The 19,597-nt window shown below is 69.4% G+C and carries 16 protein-coding genes and 1 riboswitch; of the genes, 7 read left to right on the forward strand and 9 right to left on the reverse strand.

What is annotated here, in order from left to right; all coding sequences use genetic code 11:
* Nucleotides 1–49: 49 nt before the first annotated feature.
* On the reverse strand, nt 50–892 hold the full coding sequence (locus QZ709_RS03835; RefSeq protein WP_294636016.1) for an SDR family oxidoreductase: 843 nt from the start codon (nt 890–892) through the stop codon (nt 50–52).
* 255 nt (nt 893–1,147) lie between these two features.
* On the opposite strand from QZ709_RS03835, the gene QZ709_RS03840 reads away from it, so the two are divergent.
* Nucleotides 1,148–1,873 (forward strand): TetR/AcrR family transcriptional regulator, encoded by a 726-nt coding sequence (locus QZ709_RS03840; protein ID WP_294636085.1) that lies wholly within the window; start codon nt 1,148–1,150, stop codon nt 1,871–1,873.
* A 15-nt stretch (nt 1,874–1,888) separates the two neighbouring features.
* On the opposite strand, the gene QZ709_RS03845 is transcribed toward QZ709_RS03840, so the two are convergent.
* Nucleotides 1,889–2,377, reverse strand: a complete 489-nt coding sequence (locus QZ709_RS03845; RefSeq protein ID WP_294636017.1) for an aminoacyl-tRNA deacylase — start codon at nt 2,375–2,377, stop codon at nt 1,889–1,891.
* Nucleotides 2,311–3,051 (reverse strand): LuxR C-terminal-related transcriptional regulator, encoded by a 741-nt coding sequence (locus QZ709_RS03850; RefSeq protein ID WP_294636018.1) that lies wholly within the window; start codon nt 3,049–3,051, stop codon nt 2,311–2,313. The genes QZ709_RS03845 and QZ709_RS03850 overlap by 67 nt, the downstream gene beginning before the upstream one ends.
* A 213-nt stretch (nt 3,052–3,264) precedes the next feature.
* Between QZ709_RS03850 and QZ709_RS03855 the strand changes: the two genes are divergently transcribed.
* Complete coding sequence (locus tag QZ709_RS03855; RefSeq protein ID WP_294636019.1) at nt 3,265–4,299, forward strand: patatin-like phospholipase family protein; 1,035 nt, start codon at nt 3,265–3,267, stop codon at nt 4,297–4,299.
* A gap of 11 nt (nt 4,300–4,310) precedes the next feature.
* A complete protein-coding gene (locus tag QZ709_RS03860; protein WP_294636020.1) occupies nt 4,311–5,762 on the forward strand; it encodes a GntP family permease in 1,452 nt (483 codons plus the stop codon).
* A 10-nt stretch (nt 5,763–5,772) separates the two neighbouring features.
* On the opposite strand, the gene lipA is transcribed toward QZ709_RS03860, so the two are convergent.
* The 4 genes from lipA to QZ709_RS03880 form a co-directional block, all read right to left on the reverse strand.
* The gene (lipA, locus tag QZ709_RS03865) at nt 5,773–6,792 is read right to left on the reverse strand and encodes a lipoyl synthase (RefSeq protein WP_294636021.1); all 1,020 of its coding nucleotides are present in this window, start codon (nt 6,790–6,792) and stop codon (nt 5,773–5,775) included.
* A 188-nt stretch (nt 6,793–6,980) separates the two neighbouring features.
* A complete protein-coding gene (gene lipB, locus QZ709_RS03870) occupies nt 6,981–7,661 on the reverse strand; it encodes a lipoyl(octanoyl) transferase LipB (protein WP_294636086.1) in 681 nt (226 codons plus the stop codon).
* A gap of 80 nt (nt 7,662–7,741) precedes the next feature.
* Nucleotides 7,742–8,887, reverse strand: a complete 1,146-nt coding sequence (dprA, locus tag QZ709_RS03875; RefSeq protein ID WP_294636022.1) for a DNA-processing protein DprA — start codon at nt 8,885–8,887, stop codon at nt 7,742–7,744.
* Nucleotides 8,888–8,977: 90 nt separating this feature from the next.
* Complete coding sequence (locus QZ709_RS03880) at nt 8,978–10,186, reverse strand: LysM peptidoglycan-binding domain-containing protein (RefSeq protein WP_294636023.1); 1,209 nt, start codon at nt 10,184–10,186, stop codon at nt 8,978–8,980.
* Between the two features lie 212 nt (nt 10,187–10,398).
* Here QZ709_RS03880 and def point away from each other — a divergent pair, with 212 nt between their 5' ends.
* The 4 genes from def to QZ709_RS03900 all read left to right on the forward strand — a co-directional run bounded on the left by def (nt 10,399) and on the right by QZ709_RS03900 (nt 16,241).
* Entirely contained in the window at nt 10,399–10,914 is a 516-nt protein-coding gene (def, locus tag QZ709_RS03885) for a peptide deformylase (protein WP_294636024.1), read from the forward strand.
* Between the two features lie 5 nt (nt 10,915–10,919).
* Nucleotides 10,920–11,876 (forward strand): methionyl-tRNA formyltransferase, encoded by a 957-nt coding sequence (gene fmt, locus QZ709_RS03890; protein WP_294636087.1) that lies wholly within the window; start codon nt 10,920–10,922, stop codon nt 11,874–11,876.
* Between the two features lie 84 nt (nt 11,877–11,960).
* Complete coding sequence (gene htpX, locus QZ709_RS03895; protein ID WP_294636025.1) at nt 11,961–12,812, forward strand: zinc metalloprotease HtpX; 852 nt, start codon at nt 11,961–11,963, stop codon at nt 12,810–12,812.
* Nucleotides 12,813–12,932: 120 nt separating this feature from the next.
* Nucleotides 12,933–16,241, forward strand: a complete 3,309-nt coding sequence (locus tag QZ709_RS03900; RefSeq protein ID WP_294636026.1) for an EAL domain-containing protein — start codon at nt 12,933–12,935, stop codon at nt 16,239–16,241.
* A 15-nt stretch (nt 16,242–16,256) separates the two neighbouring features.
* Here the strand turns inward: QZ709_RS03900 and QZ709_RS03905 are convergent, their stop codons facing one another.
* Entirely contained in the window at nt 16,257–16,823 is a 567-nt protein-coding gene (locus QZ709_RS03905; RefSeq protein ID WP_294636027.1) for a TMEM165/GDT1 family protein, read from the reverse strand.
* 43 nt (nt 16,824–16,866) lie between these two features.
* Nucleotides 16,867–17,006: riboswitch (yybP-ykoY riboswitch) on the reverse strand.
* A gap of 33 nt (nt 17,007–17,039) precedes the next feature.
* Nucleotides 17,040–19,541 (reverse strand): DUF1631 family protein, encoded by a 2,502-nt coding sequence (locus QZ709_RS03910; protein ID WP_294636028.1) that lies wholly within the window; start codon nt 19,539–19,541, stop codon nt 17,040–17,042.
* Nucleotides 19,542–19,597: the final 56 nt, after the last annotated feature.

Here is a 19,597-nt window from a genome sequence, read left to right on the forward strand (position 1 = left end):
GCGGCGGGTGGGGCTTCGGGTGAGGGGGGGAATGCGGCGCGGGCCGGCATCAGCCCAGCATGCTCTTCTTGGCGAAGAAGGTGGTCAGCGGCTGGTAGGCGCTGCCCAGCAGGCGCACCAGCTTGTCGAGGAAGCGGGCGTCCATCCCGACCAGCACGCGACGGTCATTGCGCTCGACCGCCCGCAGGATCTGCAGCGCGGCGCTCTCGGCACTGGTGGTGTTCAGCAGCTTGTCGAACTTGGCGCGGGCCACGTCGGCCTTGCCGCCGGTCGCCTTGTCGATGCTGGCGTCCATCTTGGCATCCCGGGCGATGTTGGTGCGGATGCCGCCCGGGTGCACGCAGGTCGCGCTGACACCGCAGCGGGCCATGTCCAGCTCCTGGCGCAGCGCCTCGGTGAAGCCGCGCACCGCAAACTTGCTGGCGTTGTACGTGCCCTGCGTGGGCGTGGCCAGCAGCCCGAACAGGCTGGAGGTGTTGACGATGTGGCCCTCGCCGGCCTGCTTGAGGTGAGGCAGGAAGGCCTGCGTGCCATGCACCACCCCCCAGAAGTTGATGCCCATGATCCACTCGAAGTCCTTGAGGCTCACGCTCTCGCAAAAGGCACCGAGGGCCACGCCCGCGTTGTTGAAGACCAGGTTGACCTTGCCATGGTCGCGCGCGGTCTGCTCGGCCCAGGCCCACACCGCGTCCCGGTCGGCCACGTTGACCTTGGCCGTCGTGACGCGCACGCCAAACCGACCGACCATGTCGGCGGTCTCGGCCAGCCCCTTGTCATTGACATCGCTCAGCGACAGGTGACAGCCTCGCCGGGCCAGCTCCAGCGCCAGCGTGCGGCCCATGCCCGATGCCGCGCCGGTGATGGCGGCAACCTTGTTGCGGAAGTCCTTCATGAGTGGTGCCTGGTGTGAATGTGCGGGGAGCAGAGACGGAGGGGTCGCGCGCTGTCAGCCCACCCGGTTCGGTTTGCAGTCAGATCACATCCGTGTGCACACGGGGGCGGCAAAAAGGCCCTGGCATGCCATACTTTTGTGCACTGCGCTGCAGTCCTGCGTGGGAGATCGTCCTGTCGGCCCCACGCCCGGGCGCACACGCCACGCGGCGCGCCGGATTTGACAACGATCAATTTCAGAAAATACTATTTGACAATGTCCGTTTCCAGAAATCGGGTTAACCCTGAGACCCCCTCCAGTGCGGGGACGACCGGCCGGCGGTATGGCGGCATCGACTCGGAAGAACGCCAGCGCCAGCGCCGCGCCCGCCTGATCGAAGCGGCGCTGGCGGTGTTCGGGGAGCAGGGCTACCACCAGTCCACCGTGCGCGACGTGTGCAAGCAGGCGCAGCTCACCTCGCGCTACTTCTACGAGTCCTTCGATGGCATGGAAGACCTGTTCCGCGCCGTGTATGCCGACGTCAGCCGGGATCTGATGCAGGCCACTGTGATGGCGCTGGCCCGCAGCGAGCCCGAGCCCGACAAGCTGGCCGAGTCGGCCCTGCGAGCCTTCTTCGAGTTCATCCGCGATGACCCGCGGCGCGCGCGCGTCGCGCTGATCGATGCCCTGAACGTGGGCGGCGAAATGCAGACTGCCTTCGACAAGGCGCAGGAAGACTTTGCGCTGCTGATCCAGGGCTTCATGACGCAGATGTTCCCGCGCCTGCCCGAAGCCGGCCTCAACCACAACACCCTGGCACAAGGCCTGGTGGGCTCCAACACCCGCATCGCGACCAAGTGGGTCGCCGACCGCTGCCGCATGCCCCTGGAGGACGTGCTGCGCAACACCTACTCGCTGTTTCAGGCGGCCATCATGTTCGCGCGAGATGTCGAGGCGCGCCTGCCGCCCACAGGTCAGGCCGACAAGGCACTTTCGCGCTGACGGCCGGGCTGCGCCCTACAGCGCGCACTGAACCGGGCGCGCGCCCAGCGGCCCGGTCAGCACCTCGGATGCAAGGCCGACGAGGAACCCCCGTCGGCCTCCGTTGATCAGGATGCGGTCCAGCGCCAGCACGCTGGACTCTACGTACACCGGCATGGCCTTGCGCGTGCCGAATGGCGACGTGCCTCCTACCAGGTAGCCGCTGTGGCGTTGGGCCACCTCGGGCTTGCACGGCTGCACCGACTTCACACCGATGGCGCGCGCCAGGTTCTTGGTGCTGACCTGCCGGTCACCATGCATGAGGATGATCAGGGGCGCGCCGCGCTCATCCTCCATCACCAGCGTCTTGATCACCTGGTGCTCGGGCCACCCCAACTGGCGCGAAGACTCGGCCGTGCCGCCGTGATCAACGTAATCGTACGCGTGCTCGGTGTAGCTCACGCTGTGAGCTTTGAGCCATTGGGTTGCAGGGGTTTCGCTGACGTGGGCAGATTTGCGGGCCATGCCGGCGAGTCTACGTCGGCCGCCGCGCCATGGCCCAGTCGGGCATAGAGGTTCATGATGGCGGCGTGCAGTTCACGCAGCTCTGCAGGTCTTGAGAAGACACCGTCGGCCCCCTGCTCCCGCGCTTCAGTCCAGTGCGGGGCGCGGTAGCACGGCAGCAATGCCAGCAGGCCGCATGGGCTGATGTGCCGCACAGCCGCGAGCGGAGCGAAATCCAGCGGGTCGACCATGGGCCCCTGGCGTGGCGTCAGGGCCAGCAGCACGACATCGGTGTCGCACGGGGTGCAGGCATCGAGCAGGGCTTCCACGTCGGGGTGCGGCTGGGTCGGAATGCCACGCTGGCGGAGCGCCTGAACCAGCGCCCGCCGCGTGGCGTCGTCGGCATCCACCACATGCACCTGAAGCGGCTGCACCAGCCGAGCCACGTTGCCGACGGCCGCCGACGCCGGCACACCCAGAAAGTGCCGGACGAGTTGCACCGGGGAAGACGCACCGAGCCGCTGCATGGCTTCCCGGCGATACACCTTGACGGTGGCGACACTGAGCCCGAGGCGTTCGGCCACTTCGGCATTGGTCAGCCCCCGGGCCACCAGGGCGCCGACAGCGAACTGGCGCGGCGTCAGGGCCACACGGCCCGATCCCTGGGAATCTTGTTGCTTTGAACTGGCGGACATCGTCCCACCCCTGGTCACGATTTCGTTGTCTTTGCGACACCCTGAAACACCGGCGTCCCACGTGATGATAACTGTCGGCAGGCCGACAACATAGAAAAACGGACGCCTTTCCTTCCAAGGAGGGGCCATCGCCCCTGGTGATCACCGTCTATCCGGGCCTTCCCTCCCCCAGCCGGCACAATGGAACGACACGGTCAAGGAGGCACGTCACTCATGAGCGGAACGCGTCGGCGCAAGCAGGTCAAGCTGGCCCTGCAGGGGGGTGGGTCTCACGGTGCGTTCACGTGGGGCGTGCTGGATCGGCTGCTGGAGGACGAGCGGCTTGAAATCGAGGCGGTCAGCGGCGCCAGCGCCGGCGCCATGAATGCGGCCGTGTTGGCGGATGGCTTGCAGGCGGGAGGCCGAGCCGGTGCCCGGGACGCCCTGCGGCGCTTCTGGACAGCAGTGGGCCGCGCGGCACCGGGTGGCTGGATGCACACCTTTTCAGGCACAGACGGCACACCGGCACCCCTGCCCATGCAGTGGATGGCCGGCTGGATGGCGCTGTGGTCGCCGCGCAGCTTTCTGCCGGGCACCCACGCCCTGGCCGACATCGTGCGGAACACCATCGATTTCGACCGGGTGCGCCGCTGCAACCGGGTCAAGGTCTGCATCTCGGCCACGCACGTGCAGACCGGCGCACTGAAGCTGTTCCGCCAGCATGAACTCAGCGCAGACGCCTTGATGGCTTCGGCCTGCCTGCCGCTGCTGTTCGGCAGCGTGACGGTGGAGGGCGAGGCCTACTGGGACGGCGGCTTCGTCGGCAACCCCCCGCTGCTGCCGCTGATGACCGAAGGGAGCACCGACGACCTGGTGCTGGTCCAGATCAACCCGTCGTTCCGGCAGGCCGTGCCGGTCACGCCGCGGCAGATCCTGGACCGCACCAACGAGATCACCTTCAATGGCGCCCTGCTGAAAGACCTGCGCACCCTGGCTCTGGTGCAGGCCGCGCTGCGCGAAGAACACGAGCCCGGGCATGTGCCGCCTCGCCGGGCCACGCTGTTTCGCCACGTCGAAGCCTTGCGCCTGCACCGCATCGATGCCGAAAAGGCGCTGCTCGGACTCGGCGCAGGCAGCAAGCTGGACGCGGGCTGGCCCCAGTTGCAACGCCTGCACCGCATCGGCCGGGATGCGGCCGACCAGTGGCTGCAGACCCACTTCACCCACCTGGGGCGCCGCGGCACCGTGGCGCTGTCCCAGTACGCCTGAACGGAGGACGAATGGAAAGCCTGATCGGAATGCTGCTTGCCCTGGCCCTGCTGATTGCCCTGGCCTACCGCGGCATCAGCGTGCTGCTGCTGGCGCCGGTGGCCGCCTTGCTGGCCGTGGCCTTCAGCGGCGCGCCCCTGCTCGCCAGCTACACGCAGGTCTTCATGCCGGCGCTGGGCCGCTTCATCACGCTGTATTTCCCGCTGTTCCTGCTGGGGGCCGTGTTCGGCAAGCTGATGGAGGCCAGCGGGGCGGCCCAGGCGCTCGCGCAGGGCATGGTCCGCCTGCTGGGCGCCGGGCGTGCCATCCTGGCCGTCGTCGGCGCCTGTGCCTTGCTGACCTATGGCGGCGTGTCGCTGTTCGTCGTCGCCTTCGCCGTCTACCCGATCGCGGTGGCGCTGTTCCGTGCGGCCGAGGTGCCGGCACGCCTGATCCCGGCGGCCATCGCGCTCGGTGCCTTCACCTTCACGATGACCGCCATGCCGGGCACGCCGGCCATCCAGAACGCCATCCCCATGCCCTACTTCGGCACGACGCCGTTCGCCGCGCCCGGCCTGGGCCTGATCGCCAGTGCCGTGATGCTGGGCGTGGGCCTGCTGTGGCTGGGGTACCGGGCGCGCCAGGCGGCAGCGGCCGGCGAAGGGTTCGGCGTGGCCGGGGACGCCATCGCGCCGCCGGTGGACGAGGCCCCGCTGCGTGCGCACGCGCAAGGCGCAGGCGTCGATGCCCCCGAGGCGGCACCGCCCGTGGTCGCGTCCCTGCCCTCGCCGGGCATGGCGCTCGCGCCCATCGTGCTGGTGGTGGCGCTGAACTACCTGCTGGCCGAGGTGCTGCTGCCGCGCTGGGACACGGCCTACCTGGCCGAGGCGCTGTATGGACCGACCGACATCAGCGCGGTGCGGGGCGTGTGGGCCATCATCGTGGCCCTGGGCACGGCCATCGTGCTGATCGCGGCCACCCAGTACCACCGTCTCGGCAAGCTGACGGCCCTGCTCGACGCCGGCGCCGCGGCGTCCGTGATGCCCATCTTCAACACCGCCTCGCTGGTGGGCTTCGGGGCGGTCATCGCCTCACTGAGCGGCTTCGTGCTCGTGCGCGATGCGGTCCTCGGCATCGCGCCGGGCAACCCGCTGATCTCGCTGTCGGTGGCCGTCAACGTGCTGGCCGGCATCACGGGCTCGGCCTCCGGGGGCATGAGCATCGCGCTGCAGACGCTGGGCGACACCTACCTGCAGCTCGGTCAAGCAGCCGGCATCTCGCCCGCGCTGCTGCACCGCGTCACGGCCATCGCCACCGGCGGCCTGGATGCGCTGCCCCACAACGGCGCGGTGATCACGCTGCTGACCATCAGCGGCATGACGCACCGTCAGTCGTATGCGGACATCGCGGTTGTGGCCGTGGCCGGCCCCATCCTGGCGCTGGCCGTGGTGATCGCGCTGGGGTCGCTCGTGGGCACCTTCTGAGCGAACCGGCTCAGCCGCCGGGGACCGCCACGCCGGCCTGCATGGCCTGCTGATCGGCGTGGTAGCTCGAGCGCACCATGGCGCCCACGGCCGCGTGGGTGAAGCCCATCTCGATCGCAGCCTGCTCGTAGGCCTTGAAGGTGTCGGGGTGCACGTAGCGGCGCACCGGCAGGTGGTGGCCCGAGGGTGCCAGGTACTGGCCGATGGTGATCATGTCGATGTCGTGCGCCCGCATGTCGCGCATCACCTGGTAGACCTCGTCGTCGGTCTCGCCCAGGCCGACCATGATGCCGCTCTTGGTCGGCACATCGGGGTGCAGTGCCTTGAACTTCTTGAGCAGGTTCAGGCTGAACTGGTAGTCCGAGCCCGGGCGCGCTTCCTTGTACAGGCGCGGCGCCGTCTCGAGGTTGTGGTTCATCACGTCGGGCGGCGCGGCCTTGAGGATCTCGAGCGCGCGGTCGTCACGGCCGCGGAAGTCGGGCACGAGGATCTCGATGCGCGTGGCCGGCGACTGCTCGCGGACCTGCTTGATGCACTCGACGAAGTGCCCGGCGCCGCCGTCACGCAGGTCATCGCGGTCGACCGAGGTGATCACCACGTACTTGAGCTTGAGGGCCGCAATGGTCTTGGCCAGGTTGGCCGGCTCATTCACATCCAGCGGGTCAGGGCGGCCGTGGCCCACGTCGCAGAACGGGCAGCGGCGCGTGCACTTGTCGCCCATGATCATGAACGTGGCCGTGCCGTGCCCGAAGCATTCACCGATGTTGGGGCACGAGGCCTCCTCGCACACCGTGTGCAGCTTGTGCTCGCGCAGGATCTCCTTGATCTCGTAGAAGCGCGTGGTGGGCGATCCGGCCTTGACCCGGATCCAGTCCGGCTTCTTCAGCACTTCGCCTGCCGGCACGATCTTGATCGGGATGCGCGCGGTCTTGGCCTGGGCCTTCTGCTTGGCGCTGGGGTCGTAGCTGGCGGAACCGGCGGCCGTGGGGGTATCGGGGGCCGGTGCGGACGGGGTGCGTTCAGTGGTCATGGCGCGGGGTCAGGTGGCGTGGCTGCCGGAAGGGGCACACGCAAAGCCGGATAGGCTGGCTGTGGCCCACACAGGCCGCACGGGTGGCGCGGCCAATCCGCCACTTTAGCCGATCTGCCCGCCGGCGGGGGAAAAGGGACGTCCTGCCGGGGCACAGCGCAGCGGGCCCCAACGCACCGCGCATACCGTCACGGCGCCAGCCGCTGCACCAGTTGCTGCGCCAGCACCGCCGCGGCCTCGGCCGGGTCGGCCTGCACGCCCAGTGCCGCCAGGTCCACCGTGGCCAGGCCCGCATACCCGCACGGGTTGATGCGCTGGAACGGTGACAGGTCCATGGCCACGTTGAGCGACACCCCGTGGTAGGTGCAGTGCTTGGACACCTTGATGCCCAGCGCGGCCACCTTGCCCAGGCCCTTGAACGGGTCGCGCGGGTCGGCCGGCGTGGTCAGCGCCGCGTGCGAGAACGGGTCGTTCAGGCGCACATAGATGCCGGGGGCGCCGCCCACGCGGTGGCCGGTCACGCCAAAGTGCATCAGCGTGCGGATCACGGCCTCTTCGATGCGGTAGACGTATTCCTTGACGAAGTAGCCGCGCCGGCGCAGATCGAGCAGCGGATAGGCCACCACCTGCCCGGGGCCGTGGAACGTGACCTGCCCGCCCCGGTTGGTCTGCACCACCGGGATGTGGCCGGCGCCCGGCGGGTTGAGCAGCACGTGCTCGGGCTTGCCGGCCAGCCCCTGGGTGAACACCGGGGGATGTTGGCACAGCCACAGCTCGTCGGGCGTGTCGGGGGTGCGGGCCTCGGTGAAGGCCTGCATGGCGGCGTAGGTGGGCGCGTAGTCGGCCAGGCCGAGGTCGCGCACCAGGATGTCGGTCGTGCTCACGGGCCTGTTTGTATCACCGATGCACGCGGGCGAAGCACCGCCCGGCATCCGGGCCGCCCACGCCCTCAGGCACGCCCGACGCGCTGAAACAACTGCCCGGGCAGGCGCGCCACCTCGCCGAGCAGCTCGAGCTCGAACAGGCGCGCCGACAGCGCGGCTGGCCCCAGCCCGGTTCGCGCGCACAGCGCCTCCTGGCTGACCGGGTCGTAGCCCATGGCGGCCAGCACGGGGTCGGCCGTCGGCTCGTCGTGGCCCGCTGCGGAAGACTGCGGGCTCTCGTCGGGCAGCAGGTCGCCCACCTGCAATACCGGTCGCTGCAGATGCAGCTCGTCCAGCACGTCCTGCGCGGTTTCCACCAGCCGCGCGCCCTGCTTGATCAAGGCATGGCAGCCCCGCGACTGTGGTGCGTGAATCGAGCCCGGGATGGCGAGCACCTCGCGCCCCAGCTCGGCCGCCAGACGGGCGGTGATCAGCGAGCCGGACTGGACCGCGGCCTCGACCACGAGCGTGCCGCGGGACAGCGCGGCCACCAGCCGGTTGCGCTTGGGAAAGTGCCCCGCCAGCGGCGGCGTGCCCGGCACGAACTCGCTGAGCAGCAGCCCGTGTTCGCGGATGCGGGCGGCCAGCGCCGAATGGGCCTTGGGATAGACGATGTCCAGCCCCGTGCCCACCACGGCCACCGTGCCGCCGGCAGCCAGCGAACGCGACTGCGCTTCGAGCGCGCCTTCATGGGCGGCACCGTCCACCCCACGCGCCAGCCCGGACACGATGACCACGCCGGCCTCGCTGAGCGCGGCGGCAAAGGCCCGCGCGTTGTCCGCGCCCTGCGGTGTCGGGTGGCGGCTGCCCACCACCGCCACAGCCGGCCGCTGCAGCAGGGCCAGGTCACCCTGCGCGAACAGCAGGGGCGGTGGATCGGCCAGGTCCAGCAGCGCAGCCGGGTAGCGGCCGTCGGCCAGGCTCAGCACCTGGTGGTGCGGGCTGGCAGCCAGCCAGGCTTCGGTGCGGGCGACGACGGCCGGCAACTCGGGCGGGACCTGGCACAGCGCCGCCACATCCCGTTCGGACAGCAAGGTGCCCAGGGCCGACGGCGTGGCTGCCAGCACAGCCTGAGGCGAGCCGAACGCCGCCAGCAGGCGCCGGGCCTGCAAGGGCCCGATGCGCGGCGTCATCAACAGGCGCAGCCAGGCGCCCAGTTCATCGTGATCCATCCCTTGAAGGGCCCTCGGCCCGGTCAGCGAAGCGCACCGCCCTCACCTCTGTCGGGCGATCGGGTGGGCGCAACGGAAAGGTGCCGGCAATCAGGGCTGCGTGAAGCGATCGCCCACCTTGACGGCATCCTGCGTGTTCATGATCAGCGCGTACGACATGCGGTCGAACACGCGGAACACGAACAACAGCCCCTGGCGCTCGTCCGGCAACTTCATCTGCGGACGATCGGGCTGGGTCATGTCGCGCACCACGCGGCCATCGCGCCACAGTGCCAGCACGTTGCCACGGGCCAGGCCATCGCGCGTGCCCCGGTTCAGCGCCACGATCTGGTGCTGCCCTGCCGCCAGCGCGTCGCCGTAAATGGAGGCGATCGCCCCGCTGATGGGCTGGGCCGGCGGGTGGGGCACCAGGCTGTCGAACTCGCGCACCGGCACGGGGGCCAGGCGGTCACCCACCGAGGCTTCCTGACGAATGCTGTTGACGGTGAAGGTCGACGGGATGATGAGCGGCTTGCCATCGGCCCCGGTGCCCTCGGCGCCTTCGCGCTGCAGCGACAGGGTGCCGACGTACTGCGCCTCGTAGCCCAGCACCTCCTTGGTGGCCGGGTCGCGCAGCGGGCGAGGCTCGCGGAACAGCCGCCAGTCACGCACATTGCCCAGCTCGCCGCGCACGTAGGCGGTTTCCCCGCGAGAGAGCATCACGCGCCCTTCCTGGGTGGCCACGACGCGGGGGGCGGTCAGCAGCTGCTGGCTGTCTTCGAGGATGACGGCCTCGTTGAAGAAGGACTCGAGCAGGTGCATGGGCACCGCGGCGATGGCGTCGTAGAGGCTGCCCTCGCGCACACGGGGGGTGAGCTTGACATCGCCCGAGGCACCCAGCGGCTGCCCGACACGCAACACGGCGCGGCCATTGCGCTTGTCGAGGAACAGCACCTGACCCGGAAAGATCAGGTGGGGGTTGCGGATCTGCTGCAGGTTCATGCCCCACAGCTCCGGCCACCGCCAGGGCGACTTCAGGAACAGCGTGGCGATGTCCCAGAGCGTGTCGCCCCGCTTGACGGTGTAGCTGTCCGGCGCGTTGGGAGAAAGCTCGGAGAGCGGCACGCCGGCCTCGGCGACCTTCTGAGCCGTGGCCTTCTGCTGCGGGGTGACGGGAAAGTTGGGTTCGGCGCCAGCCTGGGCGGCGCCCAGGGCGAACAGGGCCAGGACAGCCGCCCGGGCCACCGGGGCATACCGCCGGCGGGCGGGGCCGCAACCCAGAACGCCTGCCAGCCCCGGGGGCAGTGATCGCTCGCTCATGAAATCGGTCTCCGAAAACCGCCGAAGGGATTTCATCCAGCAAGGACTCCCCGGATTCGGCAAAATCTGGTCAGTGATCGAACGATTCTGCCCGCAAAAACCGGGCAGTCGCAACGAAAATTGCCCGGTGTTACGGCCCGATACCCGCCCTTGGGCGAACGCGTCGTTGCGCCCCATCCACATTCCACCCCGCTGAAATCCCCCGAGCTGCCATGGCCCTGTTGCCCATCCTGAAGTTTCCCGACCCCCGTCTGCACACGGTGGCCAAACCCGTGGCACAGGTCGATGACCGCGTTCGCCAGCTGGTGGACGACATGCTGGAAACCATGTACGACGCCAAGGGCGTGGGCCTGGCGGCCACCCAGGTGGATGTGCACGAGCGCGTGGTGGTGATCGACACCAGCGAGGAGCGCAACCAGCCGATGGTGCTGATCAACCCGGAGATCATCCAGGCCAGCGACGAGATGATCGTGTGGGAAGAAGGCTGCCTTTCGGTGCCGACGATCTACGACAAGGTCGACCGCCATGCCCGCGTTCGGGTGCGCGCCACCAACCGCGATGGCGAGGTGTACGAGTTCGATGCCGACGAGCTGCTGGCCGTGTGCGTGCAGCACGAGCTCGACCACCTGATGGGCAAGGTGTTCGTCGAATACCTGTCGCCCCTCAAGCGCAACCGCATCAAGACCAAACTGGTCAAGCGCGCCCGCGACGAGCAGCAGTCCGCATGAGCGCGCTGAAGGTCGCGTTCGCGGGCACGCCGGAGTTCGCCCGCGAAGCCCTGGCCGCCATCCTGGCCGCCGGATACGAGGTGCCGCTGGTGCTGACCCAGCCTGACCGACCGGCGGGTCGCGGCATGAAGCTGCAGGCCTCGGCCGTCAAGCAGCTGGCCATGGCCCATGGCATTCCGGTGGCGCAGCCGCACAGCCTGAAGCTCGACGGCAAGTACCCGGACGAAGCCGCCGCCGCGCGGGAGGCCCTGCAGGCCGCCGCACCGGACGTGATGGTGGTGGCCGCCTATGGCCTGATCCTGCCGCAATGGGTGCTCGACCTGCCGCGGCTCGGCTGCCTGAACATCCACGGCTCGTTGCTGCCACGGTGGCGGGGTGCTGCCCCCATTCACCGCGCCATCGAAGCGGGCGATGCCGACACCGGCATCACCATCATGCAGATGGACGCGGGACTGGACACCGGCGACATGCTGCTGATCGAGCGCGAGGCGATCCGCCCGGACGACACCACCGCCGCCCTGCACGACCGCCTGGCGGCGCTCGGCGGCCGGCTGATCGTCGACGCGCTGCACCAGGCACAAGCCGGCGGGATGCCACGCACCCCTCAGCCTGAAGAAGGGGTGACCTACGCACACAAGATCGACAAGGCCGAGGCCGCCATCGACTGGCGCCAGCCCGCGGCCGCCCTGGCACGCCGGGTGCGCGCCTTCGACCCGTTCCCGGGCTGCACCTTCACCTTGCCCGGCGCGGCGAAGGGGGCCGACACCATCAAGGTGTGGGCGGCCAGTGTGGTGCCCGCCAGCGGCCAGCCCGGCGAGGTGCTGCACGCGCAGGGCGACACCCTGGTGGTGGCCTGCGGCGAGCAGGCCCTGGCCTTGCACACCCTGCAGAAACCGGGCGGCAAACAGCTTGGCGCGCGTGAATTTCTGCAAAGCACGGTTTTGCCGGCCGCATTGACTTGAACGGGCCACGGGCGTCCGCATCTAATCGGTGTTTCGGGGCGCCCGTCGCCCGCTGGTTTTCCTGGACCAAGGAGGGTCCTCACGATGTTCAACATGATGAAAACCGCCATCCTGATGGCGGCCATCACCGCCCTGTTCATGGCCATCGGCGCCATGATCGGGGGCCGCGCCGGCATGATGATGGCCCTGGTCGTGGCGCTGGGCATGAACTTCTTCAGCTACTGGTTCTCCGACAAGATGGTGCTGAAGATGTACAACGCGCGGGAGGTCGACGAGACCTCGGCACCGCGCTTCTACGGCATGGTGCGCGAACTGGCGCAGCGGGCCCAGATGCCGATGCCCAAGGTCTACCTGATCGACGAGCGGGCCCCCAATGCGTTCGCGACCGGCCGCAACCCGGACAACGCCGCCGTGGCCGCCACCACGGGCATCATCAACGTGCTGACCGAGCGCGAGCTGCGTGGCGTGATGGCGCATGAACTGGCCCACGTCAAGCACCGCGACATCCTCATCAGCACGATCAGCGCCACCATGGCCGGTGCGATCTCGATGCTGGCCAACTTCGCCGTGTTCTTCGGCGGCCGCGACTCCGAGGGCCGGCCCACCAACCCGATTGCCGGCATCGCCGTGGCCATCCTCGCGCCGCTGGCCGCCAGCCTGATCCAGATGGCCATCAGTCGGGCGCGCGAGTTCGAAGCCGACCGCGGCGGCGCAGAGATCAGCGGCGATCCCGCAGCCCTGGCCAGCGCACTCGACAAGATCCACCGTTATGCCCAGGGCATTCCGCTGCAAGCCGCCGAAGCCCACCCGGAGACGGCCCAGATGATGATCATGAACCCGCTGTCCGGCGGTGGCTTGCGCGGCCTGTTCTCGACCCACCCGGCCACCGAAGAGCGCATCGCGCGTCTGATGGCCATGGCACGCGAGGGGCGCTGACGCCTTTGCACCCCGGGCATGACGCCCGACTGTCGTACTAGGTCAAGTCCGGCTTCCAGTTGCCGATAACCTGTTCTGCCATGTGGTGACCGGGGTGTCACCACACCGGAAGGACGCTGGATGCCCATCGACGACCCGAAGCCTGCCCCTGTGAACGACACCCCTGCGCGCCACACCCGCCCTGCATGGCTGGCCCTGATCCTGGGGGTGACCCTCAGCGTGGGCGCGTGGTGGGGGGCCGCCCAGCGGATTCAGGCCGAGGCCGACGCCGCCCTTCAGCGTGACGCCACCGACCTCACGCGGCGCTTCGAGGAGCAGATGGCCCACCACCTGGCCATGCTGCAGGGCTTTCAGGCGCTGTTCGCGTCCCACGGGGAAGCTGGCCGCGATGCTTTCCACCGTCACTATCAAGCACTGAACGCCGAGCAGACCTATCCAGCGCTGTGGGCCGTGCATTACGCCCCGCTGGTGTCCGAGGGCGAGCGAGATGCCTTCGAAGCCCAGGTCCAGGCCGATCGATCCTTGCATGAACAGAGCTACACGGGCTTTCACATCCGACCGGCCGAGCCGGCCCGCATCCAGTATGTCCCGGTGACCTACGTCGAACCCGCCGGGCGCATCGACAGCATGCTGGGCCAGGACCTGCTCGACGAAGCCGCACGCCGCCAGGCCGTGATGCGCGCCCGCGACGCCGGCCAGATCCAGTCCACGCCGCCGTTGCAGATCCGCGGCCTGCCCGCCGGCACCAGCGGCTTGGCGGTGCGGCTGCCGCTCTACAGCGGCGGGCGACAACCCGACACCCTGGAGGGCCGGCGAACCCACTTTCAGGGCGTGGTGACGGGGGTGCTGCTGACCCGGATGCTGATGACGCAACTGGGCGGCAACCGGGACTGGCGCCGCCTGCACTGGCGCGCCGACGACCTGGGCCCGCTGGACGGCACGCCCGATCATGACTCGGCCGATGTGACCCCGGTGCTGTTCGACACGGCGACCTTCGGGGGCACCGCCTGGACCGGCCCGGACCCCGCCCGACCTGCCGACCGCGCAGACCGCATCGAGCACCACACCGACATGGCCGGCCGCCGCTGGCAGCTCAGCTTCACCCGCCCCCCCGTACGCCCGCTGGTTCAGCCTTATCCGATGGCCTTGCTGCTGGGCGGCGTGGCCGGCTCGGTGGGGCTGTGGTGGGCGTGGCGCAACCGGGGGCTGCGCGCCTGGCAGGCTGCGCAGCTCGCCGATGAGCTCAGCGCACGCGCCACCGACAATGAGCAGCGCCTGCGCGCGATCATGGACCACACGGTTGACGGCATCATCACCGTCGCGCCGTCCGGCCGCGTGCTCAGCCTCAATGAAGCGGCCAGCCGCATCTTCCGGCGCGACGCCGCCAGCGTGCTCGGGCAGCATCTGAGCCTGCTGCTGCCCGAAGCGGGGCAACAGGAGCGAGGTCGCCGGGTCGAGCAGTTCCTGCAGCAGCAATGCACCGGCTTCGACGGGCTGGGGCGCCGCACCGAGGCCTTGCGCGGTGACGACGGCGGGCTGTTTCCGGTCGAGCTGTCGGTCAGCTCGATGGTCTACAAGCAGCAGAAGCACTACATCGTCATCGTGCGCGACCTGAGTCTGCAGGAGACGGCCGAGCGCGCCGTGCTCGAGGCCCAGCGCCAGCTCAACGAGATCGATGAGATGCGGCGCGTCATCGTGCACCATGCGCCCTACGCCATCTGCGTGCTCAACACACAGGGCGTGATCCAGGCCATCAACCCGGCAGGCGAGCGGCTTCTGGGCCACAGTGCGATGGAGCTGGTCGGCCGCAGCACCGCCGAACGCTTCTTCGACCCGGAACAGGTGGCCGAACGCACCCGGATGCTGGCCATGCGCATGGACCGCCCAGTGACGTCCGGCGAGCTGTTCAGCCACCTGGCGCGGCAAAGCCCCGGTCTGCCGATGGAGTGGATCCTGCGCCGCAGCGACGGCACCCCGCTGGTGGCCGAACTGTCCGTGACCGAGTTGCGCAACGAGCACGAGCAACTGACCGGCTACCTGGCGATGGCGCAGGACGTGACCTCACGCCGCGAGGCCGAGCAGCAGGTTCAGCACATGGCCCTGCACGATGCCCTGACAGGATTGCCCAACCGGAACATGCTGCAGGAGCAGCTCAAGGTCTCGTTGAGCACGGCCGAGCGCGAGGGCGGCCTGATGGCCATGATGTTCCTCGACCTCGACCGCTTCAAGAAGATCAATGACGGCCTGGGCCATCACATCGGCGACCACGTGCTGATCGAGGCCGCACGCCGCTTGATGGCCGTGATGCGGACCTCGGACATCGTGGCGCGGCTCGGTGGGGACGAGTTCGTCGTGCTGCTGCCGCAGATTGCCGAGGCCAGCGATGGCCTGCGGGTGGCGGAAAAGCTGATGGCTGCCTTCGACGAACCGCTCCGGGTCGGCCCGCATGAGCTGCGCGTCACCCCCAGCATCGGGCTGGCGCTGTACCCGGAGCACGGCCGCGATGCCATCACCCTGATGCGTCACGCCGATCTGGCCATGTACCAGGCCAAGCACGCCGGCCGCAACCGCATCCAGGTCTACAGCGACCAGATGGAGTCGCCTTCCGCAGAATCGCTGGTGTTGGAAAACGAGCTCTACAAGGCGCTGGACCGCAACGAACTGCGCCTGCACTTCCAGCCCCAGTTCAGCTGCAGGACCGGGGCCATCACCGGGGCCGAGGCGCTGCTACGCTGGGCCCATCAGGGCAAGCTGGTCTCCCCGGCGGAATTCATCCCCCTGGCCGAAGAGACGGGGCTCATCGTCCCGATGGGCCGCTGGGTGCTGCAGCGGGCCTGCGCCCTGGCCCAGCAGTGGCGTACCGAAACCGGCTGGCCCTTGCGGGTGGCCGTCAACCTGTCGGCCGTCCAGCTGGACCGGGCCGAGATCGTCGACGAGGTCCGCGCGGCGCTCGCCGGCACCGGCCTGCCGCCCACGGCGCTCGAACTGGAGATCACCGAAAGTGTGGTGGTGCGCGAATCCCTGCGGGCGGCGGCCGTGCTCAGCCAGCTGCGGGCGCTTGGCGTGGGCATCGCCATCGACGATTTCGGGGTGGGCTACTCCAGCTTTGCCTACCTGCGCGAACTCCCCGTCGACCGCTTCAAGCTCGACCGCAGCTTCCTGTCGGCCGTGCCCGCCTCGCCGGGCGACAGCCGCCTGGCCGCCGCGCTGATCGCCATGGCACACCGACTGGAAGTCGGCATCGTGGCCGAAGGTGTGGAAACGGCGGAACAGGCGGCCTTCCTGGCCGCCCACCACTGCGACGAGGCGCAGGGCTATCATCTGGGCCGGCCGGTGGACGAGGACGCGTTCGCGGCCCTCTTGCACCGCCATGCCGCGGCCCAGCGCGACACCGCCCTGGCACCGCCCGACGCCAGCCTGGCGATCTGAACCAGGCGGGGTCGCTCAGGCCAGCCAGATCGTCAGCACCCCCAGCACCAGGAACAGCAGCGCCGAGCCGCGGTGGATCCAGTCCATGGGCAGGCGCTGCGTGAGCCGGTCGCCCAGGTAGACGGCCGGCACATTGGCCAGCAGCATGCCCGCCGTCGTGCCGGCCACGACCTGGATGAACACGTCGGGATACCGCGCCGCCAGCACGACGGTCGCCACCTGGGTCTTGTCGCCCATCTCGGCAATGAAGAACGCCACCGTCGTGGCGGCCAGCACGCCCAGCCCCGTCGGCAACCGCACCTCGTCGTCGTCGACCTTGTCGGGAATCAGCATCCAGATGGCCACGAGCAGGAACGAGCCCCCGACCAGCCATCGCAGGGCCTGCGGCCCCAGCCACTGCGTGAGCCAGGCACCGAGCGCCGCAGCCAGCGCGTGGTTCAGCACCGTGGCAATGAGGATGCCGGCCACAATCGGCAGCGGGCGGCGGTAGCGCGCGGCCAGCATCAGCGCCAGAAGCTGGGTCTTGTCGCCCATTTCGCCCAGGGCCACGGCCGTGGACGACACGAAGAAAGCATCAAACATGTGGGATCGGGGATGAGTGGGGCCGGGCGGCGTGGAGCCTACGGACATGGACGCACCCGCCCGGCCACCCGGCGTACGCCATGCCCATGGTCTTGCCAGGCGATGCCCCGGGCGCCATGGCCTGCTGGCCAAGTGTGTTGACGCACGGACCGCGGCACATCGCCGCGGGAGGCTACTCCCCAAGGGACGGGCTGGATTGTAACGCGGAGGGAACGGTCAGCTGAGCAGCCGTTCGGGATCGGCGTCGAGCTTGGCGAGCGCCTCGCGGGTGGCGCGGGTGGTGAGGGATTCTTCTTCGACTGGCACGAGCAGCCCGGCCTGCAGGAAGGCCGCCAGGCGGCGCAGCTGGAACAGCACGCCGCGCCCGGAGGGCGTGACGAACAGCGCGAGCTGCTTCTGCAACCCCTGCCACGCCAGCTGCACCGGCTCGCGGCGCTGGCGGTAATCGAGCTCGAACCAGGCGCCGATCTGCAGCTCGCGGGCCCAGGCCAGCATGGCCGGCGTGGGCATGGTGCCGCCCTCGGCCACCACCTGCAGTTCGTCCGTCTCGTGGCCAGACAGGTCGCGCAGTGTCTGCTCGTCCAGATCGACCTCGGCCAGATCGGGCAGCACCTCGTCCAGCGCGTCCAGCCGGTCGGTCACGGCCTTGAGGTGCGCCGGTGAGATCGACGCCGATCGCGCCGAGAACGCAGCGGCCAGTGCGGCATTGAGCTGCTGCACGTGTTCGTCCTGCTTGGCCACAGGCAGACCGGCTCGCGCCATGCCGTCACGCACGATCTTGAGCAGAGGCGGCAAGCGGCGCAGCACGTCGGCCCGCTCTTCGCGCGAGGTCTTGGCGCTCGCCGACCAGATCAGATCGGCCGCCGCACGCTTGAGCGTGCGGGTTTCGTCGCTGCCCGGGCTGGTCTGCACGGCACTGTGGGCCAGCACGTCGGCCCAGACCCGGAACAGAAAATCCCGCACGCCGTCGTGCACCGGCACGCCCTCGAGCATCTTGCGCAGCTCGATGGTGTACTGGATGGCGCAGGTCTCGCGCTGTTCGACCTGCTGCGCCAGCGACACGCCCTTGCGGGACGCCTCGTTGGCGTCACGGAAGTAAGTCTCGAGAAACTTCTGGAACTCGACCAGCACGGTCTGGAACACCCGCCGCCCCGTGTCCGGGTAGGCCTCGACCACCTGCACGACGCGCTTGATCTCCTTGTGCAGCGCGTCCTCGTCGTGACTGGCTCCGCCGCCTGCAAACCCCATGACGCAACTGCCCATGCGGTCGATCAGCATGCGGGCAGGGTGGTTGGTGGTGGCGAAGAAGTCGGGTTCGCTGACGGCCACGCGCAGCACCGGCATCTGCAGGCGCGCGAACCAGACGCGGATGCTGGCCGGCAGGCGCTCCTCCGTCAGGATGTGCTGGAACAGCAGGGCGACGATCTCGATGGTGGCGCGCTCGACCGGCGTGGCCGCCGCCTGCTTGAGGGCGCGCTTGCTGTCTTCCAGGTCCCGCAGCGCCAGCGCGGGGTTGTCGCTGCCGAAGCCGCCCACGTCGGTCTGGCGGCGCAGGATCTGGCCGGCTTCATGCATGGCCTCGCCCAGACCGGGGCTGACGAACACCGGCTGCGCCGCCGTGACCTGATTGGCCGTGGGCGCGAAACCGGGAACCTGTCGGGCCACCACCTGATTGAGCTTGCCCAGGACCGCCTGTGACTGACCGGGCGTGCGCAGACCAGGCGTCTGCGTCAGCAACTGGGTTTCCTCATAGGGCTGCCCCAGTGGCTGCAGACCGCTGTTGCCCCGCGTGCCGACGGCAGACGGCGAGACGCCGCCCATACCCCCGCCCGGGGTGCCACCCGAAGCGCCTGTTCCACCCGGTCGGCCGGTGGCGCTGGACGGTGCACCACCCCAACCGCCCCCCGAGTTGCCACCCAGACCGCCTGCGCTGCCCCCCGTGCCGGCCGCGGCGGAACCCACGGCGCCTCCTGCTGCCGCCCCACCCGGGCCGCCTGCCCCTGCAACGCCCCCCCAGGGGCTCAGCAGAGCCCGGCCGGGCACGCCCGTGTCAGGCGCACGCCGGATGAAAGGACGCAGGTCGATCTCGGGGCGCACGCCGTGGTCGAGCAGCAGCCGATTGGCGTGGTGATAGGCCTCTTGCACCCATTGGGCGGTCTCGTTGTTGAGCACCGTCTGCAACGTGGCCCAGTGCCCCAGCCCCAGGCCGGATTGCAGCCAGGTCTCCAGCACGACCTTGCCCAGCCAGGACGGGTTGAGCACATCGACCGCGCCGGGCGCATTGTCGATTGCGCCCTGCACGACCTGCAATCGCGCACTGAGGTCGGTGTACTCGGATCCGGTCAGGTCGGCCACGGCCTGCCCCAGCCGCACGCCCACGATGTCGCGCTCGATGTGGCTGTCGTCCACGAGGCTCAGCACAGCCGGCAGCCCCCCCGCAACCGCGGGCTTCTGGTCCACCGGACGGCCCAGCCGCAGAGCCTGAGCGGCCTCACGCAACCGGGCTTCCAGTGCCTGCTGCCACGCCGACTGCGCCCGCGGAAAATCGAGCACCAGATCGCGCCGCCGCTGGTACAGCGCCGGTTCGGCTGCCAGCGTGGCCAGCAGCTTCGCCCCATCCACGCAGGCCTGCACAAGGCCGGCACTGCCCCTGACGAGGCTGTCGATGTAGGTGACGCGGGCGCTCAGCGCCAGCGCTCGGGGGGGTCCAGCGGACATGCAGAAGTGACAACGCCGGGATCATCACGCGACGACCCCGGCGGGGAGGGTTCCTT

The organism is uncultured Aquabacterium sp. (assembly GCF_913773725.1).
In the GTDB taxonomy this organism is placed as follows: domain Bacteria; phylum Pseudomonadota; class Gammaproteobacteria; order Burkholderiales; family Burkholderiaceae_C; genus Aquabacterium.